13 protein-coding genes are annotated in these 13225 nt (G+C 65.7%); 12 read left to right on the top strand and 1 reads right to left on the bottom strand.

Going from position 1 to position 13225, the window contains the following annotated elements:
* The first annotated feature begins 32 nt into the window (after positions 1-32).
* Both EOD43_RS01960 and EOD43_RS01965 read left to right on the top strand, forming a co-directional pair.
* Positions 33-1364: a dihydroorotase gene (locus EOD43_RS01960; protein WP_127740586.1), complete on the top strand. Its 1332-nt coding sequence runs from the start codon at positions 33-35 to the stop codon at positions 1362-1364.
* Positions 1365-1618: 254 nt separating this feature from the next.
* Positions 1619-2104, top strand: coding sequence for a CHAP domain-containing protein (locus EOD43_RS01965; RefSeq protein ID WP_206363473.1), 486 nt, complete (start codon positions 1619-1621; stop codon positions 2102-2104).
* A gap of 134 nt (positions 2105-2238) precedes the next feature.
* On the opposite strand, the gene EOD43_RS01970 is transcribed toward EOD43_RS01965, so the two are convergent.
* Positions 2239-2913 (bottom strand): HAD family hydrolase, encoded by a 675-nt coding sequence (locus tag EOD43_RS01970; RefSeq protein WP_127740590.1) that lies wholly within the window; start codon positions 2911-2913, stop codon positions 2239-2241.
* A gap of 95 nt (positions 2914-3008) precedes the next feature.
* Here EOD43_RS01970 and EOD43_RS01975 point away from each other — a divergent pair, with 95 nt between their 5' ends.
* The 10 genes from EOD43_RS01975 (at position 3009) to EOD43_RS02020 (ending at position 13211) form a co-directional block, all read left to right on the top strand.
* Complete coding sequence (locus EOD43_RS01975) at positions 3009-4106, top strand: ABC transporter permease (protein ID WP_127740592.1); 1098 nt, start codon at positions 3009-3011, stop codon at positions 4104-4106.
* Positions 4106-4924, top strand: coding sequence for an ABC transporter ATP-binding protein (locus EOD43_RS01980; protein WP_127740594.1), 819 nt, complete (start codon positions 4106-4108; stop codon positions 4922-4924). Before EOD43_RS01975 ends, EOD43_RS01980 begins: the two co-directional genes overlap by 1 nt.
* Positions 4924-5874: an MlaD family protein gene (locus EOD43_RS01985; RefSeq protein WP_127740596.1), complete on the top strand. Its 951-nt coding sequence runs from the start codon at positions 4924-4926 to the stop codon at positions 5872-5874. Before EOD43_RS01980 ends, EOD43_RS01985 begins: the two co-directional genes overlap by 1 nt.
* 4 nt (positions 5875-5878) lie before the next feature.
* Positions 5879-6466: an ABC-type transport auxiliary lipoprotein family protein gene (locus tag EOD43_RS01990; RefSeq protein WP_127740598.1), complete on the top strand. Its 588-nt coding sequence runs from the start codon at positions 5879-5881 to the stop codon at positions 6464-6466.
* Between the two features lie 108 nt (positions 6467-6574).
* Positions 6575-7921, top strand: coding sequence for a glutathione-disulfide reductase (gene gor, locus EOD43_RS01995; protein WP_127740600.1), 1347 nt, complete (start codon positions 6575-6577; stop codon positions 7919-7921).
* A 94-nt stretch (positions 7922-8015) separates the two neighbouring features.
* Positions 8016-9092 (top strand): YjgN family protein, encoded by a 1077-nt coding sequence (locus EOD43_RS02000; RefSeq protein WP_338068981.1) that lies wholly within the window; start codon positions 8016-8018, stop codon positions 9090-9092.
* The gene (locus tag EOD43_RS02005; protein WP_127740602.1) at positions 9076-10131 is read left to right on the top strand and encodes a M48 family metallopeptidase; all 1056 of its coding nucleotides are present in this window, start codon (positions 9076-9078) and stop codon (positions 10129-10131) included. Before EOD43_RS02000 ends, EOD43_RS02005 begins: the two co-directional genes overlap by 17 nt.
* A gap of 50 nt (positions 10132-10181) precedes the next feature.
* Positions 10182-11687, top strand: coding sequence for a hypothetical protein (locus EOD43_RS02010; RefSeq protein ID WP_127740604.1), 1506 nt, complete (start codon positions 10182-10184; stop codon positions 11685-11687).
* Positions 11688-11742: 55 nt separating this feature from the next.
* Positions 11743-12468: an alpha/beta hydrolase family protein gene (locus EOD43_RS02015; RefSeq protein WP_127740606.1), complete on the top strand. Its 726-nt coding sequence runs from the start codon at positions 11743-11745 to the stop codon at positions 12466-12468.
* A gap of 2 nt (positions 12469-12470) precedes the next feature.
* Positions 12471-13211, top strand: a complete 741-nt coding sequence (locus tag EOD43_RS02020) for a tetratricopeptide repeat protein (protein ID WP_127740608.1) — start codon at positions 12471-12473, stop codon at positions 13209-13211.
* The last annotated feature ends 14 nt before the right edge of the window (positions 13212-13225 follow it).

Consider the following 13225-nt stretch of genomic DNA (forward strand, 5'->3'; position numbering starts at 1 on the left):
GGTAGGAAGCGGCGAGCCGAAAGGAAAGCATCATGACCAGCCCCACCTACGACCTCATCCTCAAGAACGGCACCGTGTGGACGGTCGGTGGCCCGATCGAGACGAGCGTAGGAGTTCGCGGGGGCAAGATCGTCGCGATCGGCGAAGATGGCGATGCGGGCGAGGTAATCGACTGCGCGGGCCTCACCGTCCTGCCCGGCGTGATCGACAGCCAGGTTCATTTCCGCGAGCCGGGGCTGGAGGCGAAGGAGGATCTGGAGAGCGGCAGCCGATCGGCGGTGCTGGGCGGCGTCACCGCCGTCTTCGAAATGCCCAACACCAAGCCGAACACCGATTCGGCCGAGGCGATCAATGACAAGCTCGCCCGCGCGAAGGATCGGATGTGGTGCGATCACGCTTTCTATGTCGGCGCGACCACCGAGAACGCCGAAAAACTCGCCGAACTCGAAATGCTGCCCGGCACGGCGGGTGTGAAGATCTTCATGGGATCGTCGACCGGCAATCTGCTGGTCGCGGAGGACGATCACCTCGCCCGTGTGCTGCGATCGGGCAAGCGCCGCGTCGCGATCCATGCCGAGGACGAACAGCGGATGATCGCGCGGATGAGCGAGCGGGTCGAAGGCGATCCGGCGAGCCATCCGGTGTGGCGCGACGATGAAAGCGCGCTGCTCGCCACCCGCCGCATCCTGAAGATCGCGCGCGAGACGGGGCGCAAGATCCACATCCTCCACATCACGACGCCTGCCGAACTCGCGCTGATCGCGCAGAACAAGGATATCGCGACCTGCGAAGTGACGCCCCAGCATCTGACGCTGGCGGGGGAGGAGGCCTATCCGCGTCTCGGCACCTATGCGCAGATGAACCCGCCGATCCGTTCGGGCGCGCATCGCGACGGGTTGTGGCACTATCTGCGGCAGGGCGTGCCCGACGTGCTCGGTTCGGATCATGCGCCGCACACGATCGAGGAAAAGGCCAAGACCTATCCGGCGTCGCCCAGCGGCATGCCCGGCGTGCAGACTTTGTTGCCGCTGATGCTCAACCATGTCGCCGAAGGGCGGCTGACGCTCCAGCACCTGATCGAACTCACCTCGGCGGGGCCGCAGCGCGTATTCGGGCTGCGCAGCAAGGGGCGGATCGCGCTCGGTTATGATGCCGACTTCACGATCGTCGATCTGAAAAAGCGCTGGAAGGTCGAGGAAAGCTGGCTCGCGTCGCGCTGCGGCTGGTCGCCGTTCACCGACATGGAACTCACCGGCAAACCGATCGGTACGGTGATTCGTGGCAACCGCGTGATGTGGGACGGCGGGCTCGCCAATCAGGCGATCGGTGCGCCGATCCGCTTCGACAGCGTCGCGCTCGTTTAAGTTCGGCTCACGCCGAATCGGCACCGGCCCGCTCCCCCACCCGGCCTCCCATTCAGGGTACTCTCGTGGGAGGCCGGGTGGGGGCGCGGGCCGGTGCCGCACACCAAAGTCGAACTCATCCTGTGGATAAAAAGGATTCCATCGTGCGGTGAAAACAACTCACCGCAGCGCAGCATCCTGTTAACCATTTGCTCTTTCCTCGCCCCGAAAAGGTCCCCATGAACTTGCTCAAGGGACGGGGTGGGGAAAACCACATGACCAAAACGTTGCGCGCCATTGTTGGTTCCATGCTGCTTGCCGGCATGGCTTTGGCGCCCGCCCAGGCCAATGCCGCTGGTCTCCAGTGTGCTCCCTTCGCCCGCATGTTCTCCGGCATCCAGCTTTTCGGCGCCGCCGCTTCGTGGTGGAACCAGGCCGTCGGCAAATATGTCCGCGGCAACTCGCCCGAAGTCGGCGCGGTGATGGTGTTCAAGGCGATCGGTTCGATGCGTTCGGGCCATGTCGCCACCGTCACGCAGGTCGTCAGCGACCGCGTTCTCAAGATCACCCACGCTAACTGGTCGATCATCAACGGCCATCGCGGTCAGGTCGAACGCGACGTCACCGTCGTCGATGCCTCGCCGAACAACGACTGGAGCCAGGTGAAGGTCTGGTTCGCGCCGATCGGCAAGGTCGGCAACAAGGCTTATCCGGTCAACGGCTTCATCTACGCCAAGGCCGACGGCGGCCAGCAGGGCTGAGCCGGTAAAGTTGATCAGGGCGCTACGGCGCTCTCCCCCACATCGTCGTCCCCGCGAAGGCGGGGATCCATCCAGACTTTCCGCATGTGACGACCCAGGATAGGCCTCGCCTTCGCGGGGGTGACGGATCGGGATTACAGACCCCAATCCACGATCGTCCAACCCTTCGTCTCCGCGATACGGCGCAGCTTCGCATGCGCGTTGACCGCGAAGGGCGCGTCCGACCAGGCGAGCACCGGCGCATCCGATGCGTGATCCGAATAGAAGCGGATGTGGCAATCGGCGCGCGATAGCCCTTGCTTGTCCATCCACGCCTCGATCATCCGCAGCTTGGCGGGGCCGTAGCAATTTTCGCCGTCGATCTTCGCGGTGACGATATCGTCGATTCCGTAGATGCTGTTGGTCGCGATCAGATCGTCGAAGCCCAGCCGGTCGGCGATCGCGGTGACGTAGAGCCGCGCCGATGCCGTCGCCATCACCAGCCGGCGCCCGGCCGCGCGATCCTCGGCGATCTGATCGAGCGCGCCCTGATGGACATTGGCCTTCATCACGAAATCGGCATAGCTTTCGGTGATCGGCCGGATGCGCCCGATCGGCAGTTTTCCGCCGATCAGCAGCGTCTGGTTGATCTCCTTCAGCGTCTTTCGCTCGATCATCTTCGCCACATAAGCGAGCATCACCAGGATCACGAGCGGCGCGAAGATCAGCCGCCACGGCGCCAGCCGCATCGCCGCGTGAATCAGGAAGGGCGTGAAGGTTCCGGCCCGCGTGATCGTGCGGTCCATGTCGTAGATGGCGAGTTCGGTCATGTTTTTGTCCTTAGGGACTCGGAACATCCACGCTCAAGCAACATTTCATTACGGATGCTTGCCGATCCCGCGCCTTTCGGTCACTTCTCGACGCGATGAACGCGCCGGCCGACTTCACTCTCGATCAGGGGACGCTCCGATTCACCGGGGCGATGACGCTGTCGTGTATCCATGATCTGCCCGCGCGGCTCGACGCGATCGAGGAGCAGCCGGCGAAAGTCGATCTGAGCGGGGTCGAACGGATCGACACGGTCGGCGCCTGGCTGATCCACCGCATCGTGCGCGAAGGCGATGTGCCGGTCGAAGGTGCGGACGAGGATGCGGCCGAATTGCTCGCCAAGGTCGCCGCCGCCGATCAGCCGCTCAAGATCCGTCCCGATCCGCAGCCGGGCTTCGTCCGCGTGCTGCAGGAAGTGGGCGACGCCACCTTTGCCGCAGCGCGGTCGCTGAAAGGTCTGCTCGGATTTTTCGGCGCGACCGTGATCGGTTTCTGGGATGTCGCGCGCCATCCGCGCCGCTTCCGCGGCAATGCTGTCGCGCGCCAGTTCGAGGTGGTGGGCGTGAAGGCGCTCGCGATCATCGGGTTGATGAGCTTCCTGATCGGGATCGTCATCGCGCAGCAGGGCGCGGTGCAGCTGCGCCAGTTCGGCGCGGAAGTGTTCGCGATCAACCTGATCGGCCGGATTACGCTGCGCGAACTGGGCGTGTTGATGACCGCGATCATGGTCGCCGGCCGATCGGGCAGCGCCTTCGCCGCGCAGCTCGGATCGATGAAGCTGGCCGAGGAGGTCGATGCGATGCGCACGATCGGCGTTTCGCCGATGGAGGCGCTGGTCGTCCCCCGCGTGCTGGCCAGCGTGCTGATGATGCCGCTGCTCGGCTTCTATGCCGCGATCATCGCGATGATCGGTGGCGGCATCTTCTGCTGGATCGACCTCGACATTCCGCCGATCACCTTCGTTCAGCGCGTGCGCGAAGTCGTGCCGATCACCGATCTTTGGGTGGGCCTGATCAAGGCGCCGGTCTTCGGCCTGCTGATCGGCATTTCGGGCTGTTTCCAGGGCATGCAGGTGGAAGGCAATGCCGAGGAGGTGGGCCTGCGCACCACGGCATCAGTGGTGCAGGCAATCTTCCTCGTCATCGTGCTCGACGCGGTGTTTGCGGTCTTCTTCTCGTCGATCGGGTGGATTTGATGGGCGACGATGCGATCATCCGCGTGCGCGGCCTGCGCAACTGCTTCGGTGAGCAGGTGGTGCACGAGAATCTCGATCTCGACGTGCGGCGGGGCGAAATCCTGGGCGTGGTCGGCGGATCGGGCACCGGCAAATCGGTGCTGATGCGGTCGATCATCGGGCTGCAGACCCCGGCCGAAGGATCGGTCGAGGTGTTCGGCGAGAATATGATCGGCCGCGACGAGCATGAGGCGAAGCGCGTGCGCCAGCGCTGGGGCGTGCTGTTCCAGAATGGCGCGCTGTTTTCGACGCTGACGGTCGCCGAAAATGTCGAAGTGCCGATCCGCGAATATTATCCGAACATCGATCAGGTGCTGCTGGACGAAATCGCTGCCTACAAGGTCGCGATGTCGGGTCTGTCCGCCGAAGCCGGGCCGAAATATCCGTCCGAACTGTCGGGCGGCATGAAGAAGCGCGCAGGCCTTGCTCGCGCGCTCGCACTCGATCCGCAATTGCTGTTCCTCGATGAGCCGACCGCCGGCCTCGATCCGATCGGCGCGGCCGCGTTCGACGATCTGATCCACGCGTTGAAGGGCACGATGCGCCTGACCGTGTTCCTGATCACCCACGATCTCGATACGCTGCACGCCATATGCGATCGTGTCGCGGTGCTGGCGGATCGTCAGGTGATCGCGGTTGGAACGATCCCGGAATTATTGGCGTTGGATCATCCCTGGATACAGGAATATTTCAACGGGCCGCGCGGACGCGCCGCGGCCGACACCGTCGCACGGGCGGAAGCGCAGATGAGCAAGGGGAAATCGGGGATGACGCACTGATGGAAACCCGGTCGAACCATGTGCTGGTCGGCGGCGTCGTGCTTGCGATGCTGGTCGCCCTTCTCGCCTTCACCGTCTGGCTCGCCAACTTCACGGCCGTCAGCGAGCAGAAGTTCGATATCTTCTTCAAAAGCTCGATCGACGGGCTGGCGAAGGGATCGGCGGTCAACTTTTCGGGCGTGCCCGTCGGCAAGGTCGAAAAGATCCAGCTGATGCCCGAAAGCCCCGAATTCGTGCGCGTGCGGATCAGTGTTCAGAACGAGGCGCCGATCCTGCAGGGCACGACCGCGACGATTGCGGGTGTCGGCTTCACCGGCGTCAGCCAGATCAACCTGGACGGCGCGATCAAGGGCGCGCCGCCGATCACGCAGGCCGGGCCTTATGGTGTGCCGGTGATCCCGACCAAGCCGGGCGCGCTGGGCGAATTGCTGTCGTCGGCACCCGAACTGCTCCAGCGTCTGTCGGCGCTGACCGAGCGGCTGACCCTGCTGCTCAACGACAAGAATCAGAAGTCGATCACCGGCATCCTGGGCAACGTCGATCGCCTTTCGAACGATCTGGCCAATCGCGGGCCGGAAATCGCCGCCGCGCTCGCCGAAACCAAGACGGCGGTGCAGCAGGTGGGCGTGGCCGCCGGGCAGATCGCGACGCTGGCGGAAAGCACCAACAATGTGATGAACCGCGATGTCGGCCCGGCGATGCAGAACCTGAACAAGGCGACGCAATCGGCGCAGCACACGATCGAGACGCTCGATATGGCGATCACCGATGCGCGGCCGGGCCTGAAATCCTTCTCGACCCAGACGGTGCCGAACATCAACCAGCTCGTCCGCAATCTGGCCGAAATGTCCGAATCGCTCGGCGCGATTTCGGGCAAGCTCGAAAAGGGCGGTGCCGGCGCGCTGATCGGCGGCAACAGCAAACTCCCCGACTATAAGCCGGGTAAGTGAGGTGATGATGCGCAAGTTCCTTCCCCTCGCGCTGGCTTTGGCGCTGCCGCTCTCCGGCTGCATCAGCTTCGGCGAAGATCCGCCCGCAAAGCTGATGAGCCTGTCGTCGGACGCGCGGGTGCCGGCGAACACCGCCAAGACCGTGACCGACAAGGAGACGATCAGCGTCGGGCTGATCACCGCGCCGACGCCGCTGCGCAATCAGCGGGTGGCGGTGCGATCCAACGACGCCTTCGCCTATCTGCCCAAGACAGCCTGGGCCGACGAACCCGCGCGCCTGTTCCGCAATGTGCTGGCCGAAACGATCGAGGCGAAGACGGGGCGGTTCGTTCCCGACAGTCGCAACATCTCGATCACGCCGGCGACCCGGCTCGGCGGCTCGCTCGTCGCGTTCCAGCTGCTGGGCGGGCAGGGCAAGGTGCTGGCGATCTACGACGCCACCGTTGCGCGTGAAGGATCGGATCAGATCCGCACCCGCCGGTTTGAGGCGACCGCGCCGGTTGCGTCGGAGGATGCGGCCGATGTCGTCGCCGCGCTCAACCGCGCGAGCAATGCGATCGCGTCCGACGTGGCGGACTGGGTCGCACAATAAGCGGCGAGTAAACGATCGCGGCGATCAGTCTGATCATCACGATCGGTTTGCACGATCATCCGGCGGTCGCCATATCGCCTCCGATACTGATTTCTGAGAGGCGCCCCGATGGCCGATTTTGACTTTGACCTGTTCGTGATCGGCGCGGGATCGGGCGGCGTGCGCGCATCGCGCGTTGCGGCGGCACATGGCGCGAAGGTCGCGGTGGCCGAGGAGCATCGCGTCGGTGGCACCTGCGTCATCCGCGGCTGCGTGCCCAAGAAGATGCTCGTTTACGGTTCGCACTTCGCCGAGGATCTGCACGATGCCGCGCGCTACGGCTGGACGCTGGGCGAGACGAGCTTCGACTGGAAGGTGTTGCGCGACAACGTCAACGCCGATGTCGATCGGCTCGAGGGGCTTTACCAGAACACCCTCAACAACAATGGCGTCGAAACCTTCCACGAACGCGCGACGATCAGCGGCCCGAACGAGGTGACGCTGGCGAGCGGCAAGAAGGTGACCGCCGGCAAGATCCTGATCGCGACCGGCGCATGGCCGGTGGTGCCGAGCTGTCCGGGCGCCGAACATGGCATCACCTCGAACGAGGTCTTCCACCTCGAAACCTTCCCCAAGCGGGTCGTGATCGCGGGCGCGGGCTATATCGCCAACGAATTTGCCGGCATCTTTCACGCGCTGGGCGCCAAGGTGACGGTGGTCAATCGCTCCGACCAGATCCTGCGCGGCTATGACGAGCAGATCCGCGACCGTCTGTTCCAGATTTCCACCCAGAAGGGGATCGAGTTCATCTTCAACGCCGAGTTCAAGGAGGTCGTGAAGAAGGATGACGGCTCGCTGTGCGTCCACTTCAAGGATCATGAACAGTGCGACACCGATCTGCTGCTCTATGCGATCGGCCGCACCCCCAAGATCAAGGGGCTGGGCCTCGAAGATGTCGGCGTGGAGATCGACGACAAGGGCGCGATCGTCGTCGACGAGGATAATCGGTCGAGCGTGCCGAGCATCTATGCGGTGGGCGACGTCACCAACCGCGTCCAGCTGACCCCGGTGGCGATCCGCGAGGGGCAGGCCTTTGCCGACACCGTGTTCGGCAACAATCCGCACCGCGTCGATTATGACATGATCCCCAGCGCGGTCTTCTCCAATCCGCCGATGGCGGGCGTGGGCCTGACCGAACATAAGGCGCGCGAGCAATATGGCACGGTGAAGGTCTTCACCTCCGATTTCCGCCCGATGCGCAACGTGCTGGCGGGGAAGAACGAACGATCGCTCTACAAACTGGTCGTCCATTCGGAGACCGACGTGGTGCTGGGCATCCACATGATCAGCCCCGATGCGCCCGAAATCCTGCAGGCGGCGGCGATCGCGGTGAAGGCGGGGCTGACCAAGGCGCAGTTCGATCAAACGATCGCGCTCCACCCGTCGATGGCCGAAGAACTGGTGCTGATGAAATAAGGCGCAACCGATCCGGCGCAAACGCCCGGATCGGCGCCAATTTTCCTTGACGAAGCACCGTCCTTCCCTGTCCCTGCTGTCGCGGGGCATGGGGATGGACGACATGGATGAGGATCAGGGCGCTTCGGGCGCCTTCGTGTTCAATGGCAATTGGCGTGAGTTCGCGCCGATCGCGCTGACCAATTTGCTGCTGATGATCGTGACGCTGGGCATCTATCGTTTCTGGGCGAAGGCGCGCGAGCGGCGCTATCTGTGGAGCCGCACCGATTTCATCGGCGATCCGCTCGAATGGACCGGCACCGGCAAGGAATTGTTCGTCGGCTTCCTGTTCGCGATCCTGCTGATCGGCCCGCCCGTGCTGGTCCTCCAGTTCGGCCTGCAGGCGCTGATTGTCCGTGGCCATCCGGGCGCGGCCTTCCTGATCGGCATGGGTGCCTATGTCGTGCTCCTCTACCTGATCGGCGTCGCGCGTTTTCGCGGGCTGCGCTACCGGCTGAGCCGCACCTACTGGCACGGTATTCGCGGCGGCAGCGACGTGCAGGGCTGGCGCTATGGCATCTCCTATTTCTGGAAGACGGTGGTCGGCAGCCTTGCGGCCGGCCTGCTCATCCCCTGGTCGATGATCAGCCTGTGGAACGAACGCTGGGGATCGATGAGCTTCGGCCCGCATCGTTTCGAAAGCTATGCGAGCCAGGGGCCGATCTTCGGCCGCTTCATGCTCTTCTATCTGCTGCCGGTTGTCGGCTGCGTTGGCGTGGTCGGCACCGCGGCGATGAGCATGGGCGGAGCCGCGCCTGCCGATCCGGCGAAGGTCGGCATCATGCTCGTCGCGGGGGTGGTCGCCGCCTATCTCGCGATCGGGGTGATCGCGCTGGCCTTTTACGCGGCCTTCTTCCGCGAAGGTGTCGGCCATCTGTTGCTGGGCAAGCTGCGCTTCCATTTCGATGCGCGCACCATCGACTGGTTCAAGCTGATCCTCGGCCATGCCGGGCTGGTGATCGTGACGCTGGGGATCGGCCTGGTCTTCATCTCCTATCGCAACTGGGCCTTCTTCATCCGTCACATGGCGGCGAGCGGGGAAGTGACGCTGGCGGAAATGACCCAGTCGCCCACGGCGGCGCCGCGGCAGGGCGAAGGGCTGCTCGACGCGTTCGATGTCGGCGCCTTCTGACGCGCGATCGCGCGGCTGGCTCTACGATGGCCAGTCGGCGATCCGGCATGAGGTGAACGTCCTCCTCCTCGACGGCCGGTTGGTGATCGAGGGGCACGTTACGGTCGCGCTCGCCGATCTGGAGCGGATCGACGCGTCGGGGCTGCTGCTCGGGCGACGGGACGTGCCGGGCTGGCGGCTGGGGATCGAGGATGCGCCGCCCGCGCTGATCGCGGCATTGCCGCAGCCGCCGCGCCTCGGCGGCTGGCTCGATCGGATCGGCCTGTGGCGCGCGGCGATCGTGCTGGCGGTGCTGAGCGCACTGACGGTGGTCGCGACGATCTGGGGCGCTGAACTTGCCGCGCGATCGGTCCCGCGATCGTGGGAGCGCAAGCTGGGCGATGCGATGACCGGCGATTTCGCCGACGACGCCTGCGTCACGCCGGCGGGCCAGGCCGCGCTCGACGATCTGGCGCGCCGCCTGTCGCCACCGGGCGATCCGATGCGGGTCAAGGTGGTCGACGTGCCGATCGTCAACGCGGTCGCCCTGCCGGGCGGGCAGATCCTGATCTTCCGCAAGCTGATCGACGAGGCGAAGTCGCCCGACGAACTGGCCGGCGTGCTGGGGCACGAAATCGGCCATGTCGAAAAACGTCATGTGATGGTCGCGCTCGTGCGCCGGTTCGGGCTGGGGCTGCTGATCGGGACGACGGGTGGATCGTCCGACTATGCGCAGGCGCTGCTCGAGGCGCGCTACAGCCGATCTGCCGAGGCGGAGGCGGACGATTATGCGCGATGGGCGATGCGGGCGGCGCATATCAGCCCGCTCGCCACCGCCGGATTCTTCGCCCGCGCGGCGAAGGAGCGGCGGAGCGAGCCCGGCGTCTTCGCCTATTTCGCGAGCCACCCGGCCCCCGACGATCGCCAGCGCGCCTTTGCGGAAGCGGCGGCGCGGAAGGCAAAAGTGCGCCCGGCGCTGAATCCCGCCGCCTGGGCCGCCGTCCGTTCGATCTGCGCGGGGCACAAGAGGCCGACGATCACGCAACGGCTGCGATTCTGACCGGCGCGATGCGAACCGCGCCTTAACCCCCGGCGGTTAAGGATGATCGGATGAGCATCCATGCCCATCCGATCGTGGCGGCCGACATCGCCCCTGCGCGCGTCATGCCGCGCGGGATGTCGGTGGCGTGGTTGCTGGCGGCCTTGCTCGGCTGGCTGGCGCTCGATCTGGTCCTTTTGCTGCGCTTTCTGGGCTTTGCGCAGCCCGCTTTGTACCTCGCCGCAGCCGTGGCCGTCGCCCTGCTGGTTCGGGCGATTGCGCGCGAAGACCTTGGGCGTATTGCATGGCGCCGCGTCGGTCTGTGCATCGCGATTGCGCTGCTGCTTTGCGCGCTGGGGGGCGAGGGGCGCTTCTTCTACGCCAATGTCGACTGGCAGGTCCGTGATGCGGTGCTGCGCGATATGGCGATCCATCCGTGGCCGTTCGTCTATGCGGGCGGCGATCTGCTGCGCGCGCCGCTCGGCATGTATTTCGTGCCCGGGCTCGCGGCGAAGGCGGGCGGGCAGGGGGCGGGCGATGTCGCCTTGCTCGCGCAGAACGGGCTGTTGATCGGGCTGCTCCTCGCGATCGGGTCGACCCTGTTCGAAAGCGGCCGGGCCCGGATGATCGCACTGGCGGTCTTTCTGGGTTTCAGCGGGCTGGACATCGTCGGACAGCTTCTGCGCGGCCATATCGGCGGCTTCGCGCCGACCGCGCATCTCGAAGGGTGGGGTTTCAGCCAGTTCTCGTCGACGATCACCCTGATCTTCTGGGTGCCGCAACATGCGCTGGCGGGCTGGGTGCCCGCGCTTGCTTATTTGCTGTGGCGGAGCGGCAGGCTGCGCAGCGGCGTGCTGTTCGCGACCTTGCCGCTGGTCGCGCTGTGGTCGCCCTTCGGGACGATCGGGGCGCTGCCTTTTGCGTTCCATGCGCTGCTCGCGCGGCGGATCGGATGGCGCGATCTGGGCGCGGTCATCCCGGCGACGTTGCTGGCCTTGCCGGCCCTGCTCTATCTCGCCGCCGCGCCTGACGCCGTGGGCGTGCGTTTCTATCCGATCCCGCTGGGCAATTACGTCCTGTTCGAACTGGTCGAGGCGGTGCCTTTCCTGATCGCCGGCTGGGCATGGCGCGCGCGTTTCGGCGGGGTGACGCTGCTGATCGTCGGCCTGTGCCTTGCGGTGGCGCCATTGGTGCAGATCGGCTGGTCGATCGACTTTGCGATGCGCGCATCGATCCCGGCGCTCGCGATCCTCGCCGTGCATCTCGGTGATCGGCTGGCGGGCATGGATATGCCGAAGGAGCGGCGCGCTATGCTGCTGCGCCTGCTCGCGATCGGCAGCATCACCGGCCTGTGCGAGATCGCCCGCGCGGTCACTTTCCCGACGTCGCCGGTTCCGCATTGCGGCTTTTCGCGCGCATGGGATGAAACCTTCGGCGCTTATCCCAAGGGCTCCTATCTCGCCCCGATCGATCGCGTGCCTGCGGCGATCCGGCCCGTCGACCCGGCCGTGGCGGCCGATCGCGATCCGCTCGCCTGCTATGATCGCGCATGGCGGCTCCCGCCCATGTTCCTGTGAAGCAAAGCGAGTCGCGCCGCTGACTTGCGCGCGGGGGTGGAGTAAGCCCCTCGCGATGACCGCTTATCTTACCCGTCCGGACAAGCCCGCGCTCGCCTATCGCTATCGACCGGGGCGCGGGCCGACGATCGTGTTCCTGCCCGGCTATCGTTCGGACATGGAAGGCGGCAAGGCGACCGCGCTCGATGCCTGGGCGGGGCGGACGGGCCGCGCGATGCTGCGGCTCGATTATGTCGGCTGCGGCGCGAGCGAGGGCGATTTCGAAGATGGCACGCTCGATCTGTGGCTGGGCGATGTGCTCGACGCGGTCGATGCCTTCGCACCGACAGGGCCGCTGGTGATCGTCGGATCGTCGATGGGCGGATGGCTGGCCTTGCTGGCGGCGCTTCGGCTGGGGCGCGTGCAGGCGTTGGTCGGGATCGCCGCCGCGCCCGACTTCACCGATTGGGATTTCGACGATGACAAGCGCGCTTTGCTTGCCGCCGACGGGCGGATCGAGGAGCCGGGCGATTATGGCGAGCCGCACGTCACCACCCACGGCTTCTGGCAATCGGGGCAGGCGAACCTGCTGCTGAACGACGAGATCAACTTTTCCGGGCCGGTGCGGCTGCTGCATGGGCAGATGGACGATGTGGTGCCGGTGTCGATCGCGCTGCGCCTGTCGCGGGCGCTGCGTTCAGCCGACGTGCAGACGATCCTGATCAAGGATGGCGATCACCGCCTGTCGCGCGATGCCGATATCGCATTGCTGATCGCGACGGTCGGGGCGCTTCTGGAGTGACGATGCTTCCCCTTTTGTTGCTGGCCGCTGCGACGGTCGAAGCCCCCAAGCCCGCGCCCAAAGCCATGACAGGCCCCGAATGCGCGGCGCTGGCCAAGGCCGATCCTGCCAAGGCGGTCGATACGGCGAAGGCGTGGATCGCCGACAAGGGCGATCTGCCCGCGCGTCAATGCCTCGGCCTTGCGCAGGCCGGGCTGGAACAATGGGCGCCGGCAGCCTCCACTTTCGAAGATGCCGGCAAGGATGCCGAACTGCGCCATGATCGGATGGCGGCGATCCTGTGGATGCAGGCGGGCAATGCGGCGCTGGCCGCCGATGAACCGGTGCGCGCGCGCAACTCGCTCGATCGCGCGCTCCGCCTCAAATCGATGAGCGCGGAGATGGAGGGCGAAGTCCACCTCGATCGCGCGCGCGCCGGTGTCGCCGCGAACGATATGGCGGGCGCCAAGGTCGATCTGGTGGAGGCGACCCGGCTGGTGCCGCGCGATCCGCTGGGCTGGCTGCTGCTGGCCACGCTCAACCGGCGCCAGAAGGATCTGCCCGGCGCGGTCGAGGCGATCCGCAAGGCCGCCGAACTCGCGCCGCAGGACGCGCCGGTCGCCTATGAAGCGGGCAATATCGCAGCACTTGGTGGCAATCTGGACGACGCCAAGGCCGCCTGGACCCGCGCCGCCCAACTCGCCCCGCAGAGCGATGCCGGGCAGGCGGCAGCGATGGCGCTGAAGGACGCGGCCACCCAATAATCCTCCCCTTCCGG

The organism is Sphingomonas crocodyli, assembly GCF_004005865.1.
GTDB classification, from domain to species: Bacteria; Pseudomonadota; Alphaproteobacteria; order Sphingomonadales; family Sphingomonadaceae; genus Rhizorhabdus; species Rhizorhabdus crocodyli.

Coding starts and splice junctions, on each gene's coding strand:
- EOD43_RS01960 (WP_127740586.1), top strand. CDS start 33: ATGACCAGCCCCACCTACGACCTCATCCTCAAGAACGGCACCGTGTGG.
- EOD43_RS01965 (WP_206363473.1), top strand. CDS start 1,619: ATGACCAAAACGTTGCGCGCCATTGTTGGTTCCATGCTGCTTGCCGGC.
- EOD43_RS01970 (WP_127740590.1), bottom strand. CDS start 2,913: ATGACCGAACTCGCCATCTACGACATGGACCGCACGATCACGCGGGCC.
- EOD43_RS01975 (WP_127740592.1), top strand. CDS start 3,009: ATGAACGCGCCGGCCGACTTCACTCTCGATCAGGGGACGCTCCGATTC.
- EOD43_RS01980 (WP_127740594.1), top strand. CDS start 4,106: ATGGGCGACGATGCGATCATCCGCGTGCGCGGCCTGCGCAACTGCTTC.
- EOD43_RS01985 (WP_127740596.1), top strand. CDS start 4,924: ATGGAAACCCGGTCGAACCATGTGCTGGTCGGCGGCGTCGTGCTTGCG.
- EOD43_RS01990 (WP_127740598.1), top strand. CDS start 5,879: ATGATGCGCAAGTTCCTTCCCCTCGCGCTGGCTTTGGCGCTGCCGCTC.
- gor (WP_127740600.1), top strand. CDS start 6,575: ATGGCCGATTTTGACTTTGACCTGTTCGTGATCGGCGCGGGATCGGGC.
- EOD43_RS02000 (WP_338068981.1), top strand. CDS start 8,016: ATGGACGACATGGATGAGGATCAGGGCGCTTCGGGCGCCTTCGTGTTC.
- EOD43_RS02005 (WP_127740602.1), top strand. CDS start 9,076: ATGTCGGCGCCTTCTGACGCGCGATCGCGCGGCTGGCTCTACGATGGC.
- EOD43_RS02010 (WP_127740604.1), top strand. CDS start 10,182: ATGAGCATCCATGCCCATCCGATCGTGGCGGCCGACATCGCCCCTGCG.
- EOD43_RS02015 (WP_127740606.1), top strand. CDS start 11,743: ATGACCGCTTATCTTACCCGTCCGGACAAGCCCGCGCTCGCCTATCGC.
- EOD43_RS02020 (WP_127740608.1), top strand. CDS start 12,471: ATGCTTCCCCTTTTGTTGCTGGCCGCTGCGACGGTCGAAGCCCCCAAG.